The sequence below is a fragment of the Accumulibacter sp. genome (assembly GCF_023806565.1).
GTDB lineage: Bacteria > Pseudomonadota > Gammaproteobacteria > Burkholderiales > Rhodocyclaceae > Accumulibacter.
In genome coordinates this window covers 18,764-31,377 of record NZ_JAMTDV010000138.1, presented here as the reverse complement: position 1 = coordinate 31,377, position 12,614 = coordinate 18,764, and the positions used below count along the sequence as shown (strand labels likewise).

The following is a 12,614-nucleotide window of genomic DNA, read 5'->3' as shown; positions in this document are numbered from 1 at the left end:
GGGCATTTCGATGGACGACGCAGCCGTCGAGCTGGACAGGTATTCCGTGCCGCAGAGGCTGGGGGATCGCGCAATTCGGCGCTTCCACGTCATGGCCAAGCCGGCGGGCTCCGCTTGCAATCTCGACTGCAGCTACTGCTTTTACCTCAGCAAGGAAAGACTCGACGGCGGCCTTGGGCTTGGCCACATGCGTGACGAGATACTCGAACGCTTCGTCCGCGACTACATCACCAGTGTAACCGGATCCGAGGTCGTGTTCTCCTGGCAGGGCGGGGAACCAACGCTACTCGGGCTCGGCTTCTTCGAGCGAGTGGTCGCGCTCCAGCGCCGCTACGCCAAGCCGGGCCAGCGCATCGAGAACGACCTGCAGACCAATGGAACCCTGCTCGACGAGGACTGGGCCCAATTCCTGAAGCGGCACCGCTTCCTCGTCGGACTGTCCATCGACGGCCCAAAGGACGTTCACGACGCGATGCGTCCCACCAAGCGGGGGCAGCCTTCGTGGGACGAAGTGATGCGCGGGCTCGAACACCTGAAGCGCCACGGCGTGCCGTTCAACACCCTGACCTGCGTGCATCGCCATAACGCCTCGCGCCCGCTGGATGTCTACCGGTTCTTGCGGCGCGAGGTGGGTTCAACCTACCTGCAGTTCATTCCGATCGTCGAACCGCGCAACTTCGAGACCAGCGCGCCCGGAAGCGGGAGTCCGGCGGACATGCCCATGCTCGGGAGTCCACGTAGCAAGCCCGGACATCCGCTCTCGGTGGTCACGCCGTGGTCGGTTGACGCGGAGGAATATGGCTATTTTCTCTGCAAGGTCTGGGACGAGTGGCTGAGCCGCGATCTCGGCAAGGTCCTCGTGGCCTTCTGCGAGACCCTGGTGGTGCAGCGCATGGGCCGGCCTTCGCAGGTGTGCGTACACGCGGAGAACTGCGGCAAGAACGTCGCAATCGAGCACGACGGCAGCGTCTACGCCTGCGATCACTAAGTCTATCCCGAGTTTCGACGGGGCAACGTGAATGCAAGGTCGCTCGGCGACATGGTATTCGATCCGGAGCAGGTGAAGTTCGGGTACGCCAAGTCCGAAACTCTGCCACGCTACTGCCGCGAATGCGCGTATCTCAAGGACTGCTGGGGCGAGTGCCCGAAGAACCGCCTGCTGCGTGATCCCCATGGGGAGCCGGGACTCAACTACCTGTGCGCGGGATTCAAGCGGTTCTTTGCTCACGCACGGCGCGGCGCGGACGCCCTCGCGGCGAAGATCACGGCGGCGCCGGCTGCGGAACCAACCATCGGGGCCGGCGCCGTGCGGTGATTGACAGGGGAAGTATGAATCAACTCATTTGCGAGGGGAGAAGCACATGAGCAATACTGGAGAAAGTCCGCGCGGATTCGGCGCCATGGCGCGATCCGCGCTTCTGGCCACGGCGGTGGCGGCGACCGGGGGGATCGGCGCCGCGCAGGCGGCAGACAAACCGAACATCGTCGTGCTGATGACCGACGACACGGGCTGGGCCGATTGAGGATACATCAGCGGCGGGGGTGCCGGGCTGGGCCATCCGACGCCCAACATCGACCGCCTCGCGAAGGAAGGCACTTACTTCACGAACTGGTATGGGCAGGCGAGTTGCACGGCCGGGCGCGCGTCGTTGATGACTGGACGCATCCCGATCCGCTCGGCGATGTCGGTAGTGGTAGTGCCAGGCGACGAGAACGGTCTGCGCAAAGAGACACCGACCATTGCTGAATTTTTCAAGAAGAACGGCTACGGCACCTATTTTTCTGGCAAGTGGCATTTGGGTGACCAGCCGCAGTTCTACCCGACCGAGCACGGCTTCGACGAAATGAAGCACTTCGGCGCCTATTATCCGGGCGTCTACACCTACAGCGACACCAGCAACGCCTTCCACCCGTGGTTCCCTTCGTACAACAAGAAGTACGCCGAGGAATATTTCAAAGCCGTCAACATGTATGAGTGGGAAGGCGTAGCCGGCCAGCCAGCCAAGAGGGTCGCCGAGTTCAGCTGGGACCACCTCGCCGAATTCGACGTCCGCCAGGCAGATTCGGCCGTCGAGTACATCAAGAAGCATGCCAACGATAGCAAGCCCTTCTTCATGGACATCAACTTCATGAAGATGCACAACCCGAACAGTCCGGCCAAGGCCTTCGTCGGCAAGTCGAAGCTCGGCCGGTACTCGGATGCGATGCTCGAACTCGATTCCAACATTGGCCGCATCATGGACGCGATCCGCGCCGAAGCGCCGAACACCATCGTCGTTCTCACCGCCGACAACGGCGCCTGGCAGGACGCCTACCCCGACGCCGGCACCACCCCGTTCCGCGGCGACAAGGGCTCGGCGTTCGAGGCCGGCTGGCGCGTGCCGGCAGTGATGTGGTGGCCTGGCAAGATCCCGGCGGGTGCTGCGCTCAACGAGATGATGTCGCACATCGACTGCTGGGCGACGCTGGCGACGATGGCGGGGCTGAAGGCGCCGCCACCGACCGGTGAGATGAGGGACAACGCCGGCAAGCAGATCTACTTCGACAGCATCGACAACAGCGCGTGGATTCTGGGCAAGGCGCAACACTCCGCGCGCAATACCTGGGTTTACATCGACGGCGAGCAGTTCATGGGCGTGCGGGTCGACATGGGCGACGATCCGGCCAACCCGGACCTCAAGATCGCCTGGAAGTATCTCTATACGGCCAAGGACACATGGCTTGGCTCCGAGCAGAATCTCGGCGCGCAGGGGGCGGTGTACAACCTCACGATGGATCCATACGAGAAGTACGACATGCTCTTCAATGGCGCCATGGCTACGCGCATGCCGACGAACTCGCCCGGCAAGTGGTCCGGCGAGGACAACGGTTGGGTCCTGTCGCTGGCGTACCTCGCCATGATCGACTTCAACAAGTCGATCATCAAGTATCCGAACATCAAGCGCTTCCCCGGCGGCGACTCGAACGACCTCGTGCCGAATCTCAAGAATCCCGAGAATCCGGTGCCCGCGATGTCGGGCGGCAGAGATGTCAAGGTCAAGGCGAGCGGCGGCTGATCTCAAGTTTCTGGCACGCGCGAATCGACGGGGACGCGGTCTTCGCGTCCCCGTCGGATGTGGCGACCGCGCAGCGACTTTCCGAAGCGGGTGGAGCGCGCTGGCGGCAGGTCCTCATACTACCTCTCCTTCATGGCCGCGATCCGCAAGGGCCGAATGGCAGCCGAAGTGAAATCATGATCCACGTCGGAACAGGCGATATCCTGGCGTACATGGCCGCAACAACGGAATCGACATGGTGAGTCTTCAACATCCGATCCTCGCGGTCATGGCCATCGCCGTGACCGCGCCCCTGCTCGCCGAACTGCCGGTCGGTGTTCGCATTCCCGTCGTCGTCCTCGAGGTGGTGCTGGGCGCGGTGGTCGGCCCGCATGCGCTGGGCTGGGTCCAGACAGGGGAATTCCTGGATCTGATGCAGAAGGTCGGACTGGGGGCGATGCTGTTCATGGCGGGCACCGAGATCGACTTCCGCACGATTGCCGGGCGGCCGCTCACCCTCGCGCTGGTGGGCTGGGTTGCCTCGGCAGCGGTCGCTTTCGTCGTGGTCGGCGTGCTGCACGCCGTGCCGTCGGTGCATGCCCCGATGATGGTGGTGCTCGCCCTCACCACCACGAACCTCGGGGTGATGATCCCGGTGCTGCGGGACGCAGGCGTGGTCGAGTCCGCCTTCGGCCGGATATTCCTTGCCCAGGGGGCCATCGGGGAGTTGGCACCGATCGTCGGCGTCTCGCTGGCGCTGTCCACCGCCTACAGCACATGGCAGGAATTCACGCTGTTGCTCGCCTTCCTCGCCGTGGTTCTGGCAGTGGCGTTCGTTGGCGCGCAGGCACGCGCGCCACGGCTGCTGGAATGGCTCGGACGCACGCTGAGGTCCAGCTCGCAGACGCCGGTTCGGATGTCGCTGCTCCTGGTGGCGGCGTTCTTCGTCCTTTCCGAGACGTGGGGATTCGAAGGGATCCTGGGGGCGTTCGCCGCAGGCATGGCTGTGGGCGTGGCGACGCGGGGCGAGGATTGCGAAGCTTTCCGGATGAAGCTGGAGGCGGTGGTCTTCGGCTGGCTGGTGCCTTTCTTCTTCGTGGGGACGGGCCTCCGCTTCGACGCCGGCGCACTGCTTCGCAGCACCGACACGATGGTCCTGGTGCCCACGTTCCTCTTGCTGCTGCTGCTCGTGCGCGGTCTGCCGACCCTGCTGTTCCGGAACGAGCTGCCGCCCCGGGAGCGCTTGCCGTTCGCGTTCGCCTCCTCCGTCGCATCGGTCGGCCTCGTCATCGTAATCACCGAGATCGGCAAGAGCACGCAGAAAATGAATGTGGATGTCGCGCAGGCGTTGGTCGCCGCGGCCTTGCTGTCGATTCTCGTCTACCCAACGCTTACCGGCGCCACGATCGCGCGTTCTCGCCCTGCGACGGCGTCAAGGGGCGGAGCGGAAGACGCGCCCGGGTCTTGAGCAACGGTTCCAGCGTAACTTCCCTCCGTTGGCGGCGCCGCTGCGCCACCGTCTTGGACTCCCGGCGCCATTGCGAGCATCGCGAGTCCGCACGACCGGTAATACCTCGCACCCGCCTGGTGCCAATCCTAGCGGCTCGCGGCAGTGCGATTGCCGTTGGCTGCACGGCGAGCAGCAACGATAGCGGCGTGGCTTTCCGCCCACTGATGGCGGTTCGCGCCGCCGCTGTCACACCGGCGTGACCGGCGGATCCCGCTCGGCCCTGAAGGCTACTCGAAGAGGCGTGACCCCTGGTCAGCGGATCGCGATTTTCTCGGTGCCACGGCAGGCGAGCAATCGGGTCCGGCAGCGACCGCAAACCATGCACCCGGCTGCTGCCAGCTGGGAGAGCTTTCCGAATTCTCGCGCGTAGGCCCCGGCATGACAATGTACATGCAAAGAGCCTAAGACAAAGGCAACTGACAGCCTCGTGTATCGAAGAAAAAAGTTTTTTTGCCCTCCAGTCGGCAAAATGGTAGGCTAATTTCGGAACCAGTGGGGACTGGGACCGAAAATGGCGCCTTCCGTGGACCCCGGGGGAGCGATTTCAGAGGGCAGGGTCGAACCACACGCTTGTTTGTTTGCCGCTTCTCTTCTCACAGGAGGCAGTACCATGCGTTGGTCAAGCAACTCATCCACATGCCATTTCCTCTCCCACATCGCGCTGCTCGCTGCATTGTTGGTGACAGCCTGCGGCCGATCGGAGACTCCGCCAGCGATGGCCCCGGCGACAGCACCGGCGACAAGCGTGGCGACAGACGATATTCGATCCTTTACCGGCAACTGGACCACGACCGGCAGCCGCACGTTCATGGATCTCGGACCGGGCCACCAGGCAAGCATCTTTGAGCTCAGGGGATCGATGCTGTTGAGCGGCAAACAAAGAGTAAATCCGGGTTTCCAATCGCAAGCCATCGGCTTCACTGACACGACCACCGGCATGCAGGCACACAGCGTCTGGACCGACGAGCATGGTGACAAGGTCTTCAGCGAATGGAGCGGCGAAGGGATTGGCCCAGGACAGCTGATCGAAGGCAAGTTCACCGGCGGTACCGGCCGCTATGCCGGAATCAGTGGTGAATACAGTTTCAAATGGCAGCGCCTCGGCGCCATTGAGGGCGAAGACCTGGCCGGTCGGGTGGTCGGTCTGAAGGGTTGGGCGCGCCTCGGCTCGCCCGGTACGGTTGCTCCCACCAATGCAGGAGGCCAGAAATGAGCACAGCCACTTTTGGAACGGGAAGAATCTTGAAGTTGGTGGGCCTCCTGGTCCTGTTCTTTGGCCTCTGGTTCACGCCAGTTCCGCAGGGGCTGACGCTTGAGGCCTGGCATCTGTTTGCCGTCTTCGCGTCGGCGATCGTCTCGGTGGTTCTCAACGTGTTTCCGTTATTCACCTCGTCGCTGCTGGCGTGCGCGATCGTGGTGCTCACCAACACGCTGACACCGGCCAAAGCCTACGGCGCCTTTGCCAACGCCATCGTGCTGCTGGTCGTAACCGCTTTCCTGGTATCGCAGTCGGTAGTCAAGAGCGGACTCGGCAAGCGCATCAGTCTGTACGTGGTTTCGCTGTTCGGCAAGTCGACACTTGGCCTGGCGTACAGCATCTTCATCACCGATACCCTGATCGCCCCGGGGTTCCCGAGCAACACGGCGCGCGGCGGCGTGCTTTTCCCCGTGATCCTGGCGCTCGCGAACAACAGCGGCTCCACACCGGAAGACGAGAACAAGCGGCGCTTCGGCGGCTACCTGATGTTCTGCGGCATGTCGAGCCTGGCGATCACCTCGGCCCTGTGGTTCACCGCCACCTCGGGCAACCCGGTAGGCGCGTCACTGGCCGCCGAACAAGGGCTCAAGATCGATTTCGGCTCATGGCTGCTCGCCTCCTGCGTCCCTTGTCTGCTGGTGATCGGACTGCTGCCGCTGCTGCTCTATCGTCTTTTCCCGCCCGGAATCACCGCCACTCCGGATGCACCGGCGCGCGCCCGCCAGGAATTGCGGACGATGGGGCCGATGTCACGTCACGAGTGGATCACGGCGATAACCTTCATCGTCATGATCACTGGCTGGGTGCTGGCTGCCCCCTACAAGCTCAACCTGACGGCGATTGCCCTCGCCGGACTTGCAACTTTGATGATCACCGGTGTCCTGACCCTCCACGACATGCACGAGCAGGGCGGCACGCTGGTCACTTTCGTCTGGCTGGCGGTGCTTTTCGGCATGAGCGGACAGCTCAACGAAATGGGGTTCATGGGCTACGTCGGCGAACGACTGGCAGTCGGACTCGAAGGACTCGCCTGGCCAATGGCCTACGTCGCCCTGTTGGTGATCTATGTGCTGCTCCATTTCGGATTCGTCAGTCAGAACGCACAGGTGCTGGCGCTGCTCGGAGTGTTTCTCGACGTCGGCGTGAAGTCGGGAGTGCCCACCCACCTGATGGCCTTTGCGCTCCTCTTCGCCAGCAGTTACTTCTCGGTGATCACGCCGCAGGGCGGCAGCCAGAACATCATTTTCGTCGCCAGCGGCTATCTGAAGCAGGGTGAGCTCTACCGTCTGGGACTGCTGACGACGTTTTTCGCGACGGTGGTCTTCCTGGTCGTCGGTACCCCTTGGATACTCTGGGTCGCCGGGTAGTCGGAACCGGGAATGCTTCGCCCGCTTTGCGCGGGCGAAGCGATTGACCAGTAGCATCCCACACAAGCTGGCAGCAACGCACTGCCGGAGCCTATTGGAGACGACACAACATGAATACGAACTTTGCGGCCCCCATGAGCCGCCATCGTAGCGTCTGGGAAGTTCGCACGGAAAGCTGGATCGAGTTGGTCGATACCTTGTCGCAGCTTGCGAACCGGGGCAAGGAACCAGGCGTCCGGGAAGCGCAGGTGGCGCGCTTGAGCGAACTTACCGAAGTGCTGACGCCGATCGAAGCCTGCTGGGCGTATCCGGGACGCCGTGCCTTTGCCGATCTGTGCGGATTCATCACGCGGGGCGAGCTGGCGCACGCGGCAATCGTCGCGCGCCGCACCCATCGCATGCTTGCCTCTCTGACATACCGGCACGGAAACACCGGGACAACGAGCGATGCCGAGCTGCCTACGCAAATGGAAACCGAAAGGGAGTTCCAGACGCAGATGCGCTGCCCGTACTTCGAGGTTCTGGTGGTCGACGACCTGCCGGCCGAAGAAGAGGAGTCGCTACGGCGGCGGGTACGCAGTCGACGCCGCTCCGACGACGATTTCATCTTCGACGTGGTCGTCGTGCCGACTTTCGAGGATGCGTTGGTTGCGGCCATGGTGAATTTCAACCTGCAGGCGGTGGTGATCGGCTACGACTTTCCTTACCGCTCGCTGTATGTCCCCGAAATCGTCGCGCGTCGCTTCTTTGAAGGCCTGGACGTCAGCGGTGAGGAACTGCCCGAGTCCGAGCGCGGCCTGCTGCTGGGGCGACAGATTGCGCAGTTGCGTCCGGAGCTGGACCTGTATCTGGTGACCGACGCCAAGGTGGAAGACGTGGCGGCCAACGCGGCGGCGACCTTCCAGCGCGTGTTCTTCGGTGAGGAAGATCAGCTTGAACTCTATTTCTCGATCGTGAAGGGCGTCTCGGAACGCTATCACACGCCCTTCTTCGATGCGCTGCGCAAGTATGCGAAACAGCCTACCGGTGTCTTCCACGCGCTGCCGCTTGCACGCGGCAAGTCGATCATGAATTCGAACTGGATCGGCGACCTGGGCCAGTTCTATGGCATGAACCTGTTCATGGCGGAGACCTCGGCGACTGCCGGCGGACTCGACTCCCTGCTCGAACCGACGAGTTCGCTGAAGCTGGCGCAAGAGTACGCTGCGCGCGCTTTCGGGGCGCGTCGCACCTTTTTCGCCACGAATGGCACTTCAACCGCCAACAAGATCGTCGTCCAGGCGCTGGTTCGCCCCGACGACATCGTCCTGGTGGACCGCAACTGCCACAAGTCGCACCACTACGGCATGGTGCTGGCCGGCGCACAGATCACCTATCTCGAAGCCTATCCCCTGCACCAGTACTCGATGTACGGTGCGGTCCCGATCCGCCACATCAAGGAAACGCTGCTCGAACTGCGGCGTGCCGGCACCCTGAACCGCGTACGCATGGTGCTGCTGACCAACTGCACTTTCGATGGCATCGTCTATGACGTCGAGCGGCTGATGCTCGAGTGCCTGGCGATCAAGCCCGATCTGGTATTTCTCTGGGACGAGGCATGGTTCGCCTTCGCGCGCTTCCACCCGGTTTATCGCCAGCGCACCGCCATGGCAGCTGCAGCCAAGCTGACCGAGATGTTCCAGAGCGAGGCCTATGCCGCGCGTTACCGGGAATTTGCCAGCAGCTTCGACGAAACTGCCTGGGCAGACGACGAGCGCGTGCTCAACACCTGTCTGCTGCCCGACCCGACAAAGGCAAGGGTACGCGTTTATGCCACCCAGTCTACCCACAAGACGCTGACGGCGCTGCGCCAAGGATCCATGATCCACGTCTGGGATCTCGACTTCAAGGACAAGGCCGAGGAGGCCTTCCATGAGGCCTACATGACCCACACCTCGACTTCCCCCAACTATCAGATTCTCGCCACCCTCGACGTGGGTCGGAGGCAGATGGAACTCGAAGGCTACGAACTTGTTCAGCGCCAGCTCGAACTGGCGATGAACCTGCGTGAGCAGGTGAAATCACATCCACTACTGAAACGGTACTTCCACTTCCTGACCGTGGTCGATCTGGTGCCGCAGGAGTATCGCGAATCGCATGTCGAATCCTTGTTCAACATCGAAACCGGCTGGGTCAACCTGTTCAATGCCTGGCATACGGACGAGTTCGCGCTGGACCCGACACGTGCCACACTGGCCATCGGCCTGTCCGGGATGGATGGCGACACGATGAAGAATCAATATCTGGCCGACAAGTACGATATCCAGATCAACAAGACCTCGCGTAACACCGTGCTGTTCATGACCAACATCGGCAGTACGCGCTCGACGATCGCCTACCTGATCGAAGTCCTGGTGAACATCGCCCGTGACATAGACCAGAAAGTGGCAGACATGAGCACCCTCGAACGGCGGATTCACGAAAGGCGGGTCCGGTCGCTGACTGTGGATTTGCCACCGCTGCCCAACTTTTCGTGTTTCCACACCGCATTCCGTGGCCGCAGCGTGGACGGGGGCACGGAAACTCGCGACGGCGATATCCGCAGCGCATTCTTCCTTGGCTACGACGAGCAGAACTGCGAGTACCTGAGCATGGACGAGACGGATCAGGCGATCAAGAGCGGGCGCGACTGCGTTTCAGCCCAGTTCGTCATCCCTTACCCGCCGGGCTTTCCGATCCTGGTGCCGGGGCAAGTGATCAGCGCCGAGATATTGAAGTTCATGCAGGCGCTCGATGTGCGCGAGATTCATGGATTTCGGCCTGAACTGGGCTTTCGCATCTATACCGATGCTGCGCTACAGCGTGCGGCACAGGCGAACGCTGTGTGGACCGCGCAGATCAATTCACGAACCGAGCCAGGATGAACTGGCCGACCAACTGCACCGAAACAACAGTCCGATGGCAGTGATCACGACGAGGAGAAGACAATGGCTCACACCGTAAAGAACATTTCCGACCTGCTGCTGATGTTCCACCGTAATGAACGACCGATCTACTTCATCAGTGCCACCAACTTCAACCTGCTGGGAATGGACCGCTGGGTCAACCGTTTTCGCTATATCAGCTACATCGATTGTTTCGATGGCCGGCATCCGAATGTGTTCGTTCCGCCAGAGTCACCGCACGACGAATTCGAATCGATTGAAGATATCAACAACTATCTGCTGCAGCACAAGGACGTGGTCGACCTGATCGAGCGCCGTGGTGGCAATCCGGTCGCGACCTTCCTGATGTTCGACGAGAAGACCGAATCACTGGCCAAGGAACTCGGCATGGAGGTCTGGTTCCCGCCGGCCAAGCTGCGTCAGCGCCTTGACAACAAGATGGAAACCGTGCGCATCGGCAACAAGGTCGGCGTCCTGTCGGTACCCAATGCGCTGGAGAAGGTCAGCAGCTACGCCAGCCTCAGGGAGATTTGCGATCGGAACGGCCTGGGTCATGACCTGGTGATCCAGTCTGCCTACGGCGACTCCGGCCACACGACCTTCTTCATCGCGTCGGAAGACGACTTCAACAAGTACAAGGACGAAATCATCAACGACCCAGAGGTCAAGATCATGAAGCGGATCAACTGCCGTGGCGCAACGCTGGAAGCGTGCGCCACGCAGTCGGGCACGCTGGTCGGCCCACTGCTCACCGAGGTGGTCGGCGCTCGCGAACTGACGCCCTACAAGGGTGGCTGGTGTGGCAACGAGGTCTTCCCAGGTGCCTTCACTGAAGATGTGCGTGCCAAGTGCCGTGACATGGCCGAGCGCTTCGGCAACCAGTTGCTGGAGGAGGGCTATCGGGGTTATTTCGACCTCGATTTCCTGATCGACCAGGACGACGGCGAAGTTTACCTCGGCGAACTCAACCCGCGCGTCTGCGGCGCCAGCCCGATGACCAACCACGCCGCGCATGCCTACGCCGATGCGCCACTGTTCCTTTTCCACCTGCTCGAGTTCTCGGGCGCGCCGTTCGACCTGAACGTGCGTGAAATCAACGAACGCTGGGCACAACCCCACTTCATCGATTCCTGGTCGCAAGTCGTGATGAAATACACCGAGAAACACGTCGACCAGGTCACGCACGCACCCGCTACCGGCATCTACCATATGGGCGAAGATGGCGGTGTCAGCTACCAGCGCTTCGACTACAACCGCAAGGCGATCGATACCGAGCGCGAGGCCTTCTTCCTGCGCATCACCGGGCCAGGGGACTATCGCTACGAGGGCGCCGACCTGGGCATCCTGATCACCCGCGGCCGTGCGATGGACGACAACTTCAAGCTCAACCTGCGCGCACGCGACTGGATCCGCGGCATCAAGAAGTACTACGCCGGCAAGCCCATCCTCACCACCCAGCACGAGGCCGCACCAGAGCCTGGTGCGTTCAAGATCCTTTGAACCTGCTGCATACCGCAATGCCGATCCATCAGCGCTTCACGGCGCTGGTGGAGGACAAGCCAGGCGAGGCATGGCAGGCGCTGTTCGAGCGCTGCTGGCCAGGCTACCGAGACTGGTACCTGCGCAACGGCGTCTTCGGGCGGCCCAGCTATCTCGACTGTCGGCGTGCCCTGCGCAAGCATATGCCCGAATTGGTACCCACCTGGGAGCGGATGGTAGAACTGGCCGGCGGCGGCGACATCGAGGCGCGCATTCTTTCGCTCTGGTGTCCGCCGGTATACATTGCCGGATGCTCGCAAGCGGTATGGTTCGATCCCGTCGGTGCCTATTGCCCTGCCCTGCTGCGCAACTATGATTATTCTCCGGACTTGCTGGAAGGCAACTGGCTGGCCACGCGCTGGTGCGGCCAGCGGGTACTCGCCGTGGGCGACTGCCTTTGGGGCGCGCTAGACGGTATGAACGAAGCCGGCCTGGCTGCGTCACTGAGTTTCGGCGGCAGGACGGAAGCCGGAGAAGGTTTCGGCATCCCGCTGGTGATGCGCTACCTGCTGGAAGTGTCAGGCACGGTCGAGGAGGCTTGCGCCGTTCTCAAGCGAGTGCCCGCGCACATGTTCTACAGCATCACCCTGCTGGACACGAATGCGCACTGGGCCACCGTGTACGTTGGCCCGAACGAAGCCACCTATGTGACCCGCCGTCGTGCCATCACCAACTTCCAGCACAAGGTGGATTGGCCCGAGCACGCAAGAGCGACGTCCGCAGTGGAGCGCCTCGCCATGCTGGAACATCTGGTGGACAAGACCCATTCGCTGCCGGAAGTTGCCGCCTGCTTGCTGCAACCGCCTCTGTTCCAGACGAGTTACCGCCGCGGATATGGCACGCTGTACAGCGCGATCTACCAGCCGAGCAACCGCAGCGTGGAACTCTTCTGGCAGGACCAACGTTGGCAGCAGTCGCTGCTCGCGCCGCTGACAGGTGGACGTGACATCGTCTTCCTGCCTGGCCCGTACTGAAGCTGGC

The 12,614-nt window shown here is 62.1% G+C and carries 9 protein-coding genes and 1 pseudogene; all 10 read left to right on the top strand.

The genetic code is table 11. From position 1 onward, the window contains the following. The first annotated feature begins 10 nt into the window (after positions 1-10). The 10 genes and pseudogenes from NFV80_RS16955 to NFV80_RS16910 all read left to right on the top strand — a co-directional run bounded on the left by NFV80_RS16955 (position 11) and on the right by NFV80_RS16910 (position 12,607). Positions 11-988, top strand: coding sequence for an anaerobic sulfatase maturase (locus NFV80_RS16955; RefSeq protein WP_295326387.1), 978 nt, complete (start codon positions 11-13; stop codon positions 986-988). An 18-nt stretch (positions 989-1,006) separates the two neighbouring features. Further along, positions 1,007-1,315: pseudogene (locus tag NFV80_RS16950) on the top strand (SPASM domain-containing protein); the annotation flags it as partial. A gap of 46 nt (positions 1,316-1,361) precedes the next feature. Beyond that, positions 1,362-1,523: a hypothetical protein gene (locus NFV80_RS16945; protein ID WP_295326389.1), complete on the top strand. Its 162-nt coding sequence runs from the start codon at positions 1,362-1,364 to the stop codon at positions 1,521-1,523. Between the two features lie 6 nt (positions 1,524-1,529). Then, entirely contained in the window at positions 1,530-3,056 is a 1,527-nt protein-coding gene (locus NFV80_RS16940; RefSeq protein ID WP_366143449.1) for an arylsulfatase, read from the top strand. Positions 3,057-3,291: 235 nt separating this feature from the next. Next, entirely contained in the window at positions 3,292-4,503 is a 1,212-nt protein-coding gene (locus NFV80_RS16935) for a cation:proton antiporter (protein ID WP_296759429.1), read from the top strand. A 787-nt stretch (positions 4,504-5,290) separates the two neighbouring features. Beyond that, entirely contained in the window at positions 5,291-5,758 is a 468-nt protein-coding gene (locus NFV80_RS16930; RefSeq protein WP_295327780.1) for a hypothetical protein, read from the top strand. 29 nt (positions 5,759-5,787) lie between these two features. Beyond that, positions 5,788-7,170 carry a DASS family sodium-coupled anion symporter gene (locus tag NFV80_RS16925; RefSeq protein WP_366143448.1) on the top strand — a complete coding sequence of 461 codons (1,383 nt, stop codon included), beginning with the start codon at positions 5,788-5,790 and terminating at the stop codon, positions 7,168-7,170. Positions 7,171-7,280: 110 nt separating this feature from the next. Then, entirely contained in the window at positions 7,281-10,073 is a 2,793-nt protein-coding gene (locus NFV80_RS16920) for a beta-eliminating lyase-related protein (protein ID WP_295327781.1), read from the top strand. A gap of 63 nt (positions 10,074-10,136) precedes the next feature. Next, positions 10,137-11,594, top strand: a complete 1,458-nt coding sequence (locus NFV80_RS16915) for a biotin carboxylase (protein ID WP_295327783.1) — start codon at positions 10,137-10,139, stop codon at positions 11,592-11,594. 17 nt (positions 11,595-11,611) lie between these two features. Continuing rightward, positions 11,612-12,607: a C45 family peptidase gene (locus NFV80_RS16910; protein WP_295327785.1), complete on the top strand. Its 996-nt coding sequence runs from the start codon at positions 11,612-11,614 to the stop codon at positions 12,605-12,607. Positions 12,608-12,614 lie beyond the last annotated feature (7 nt).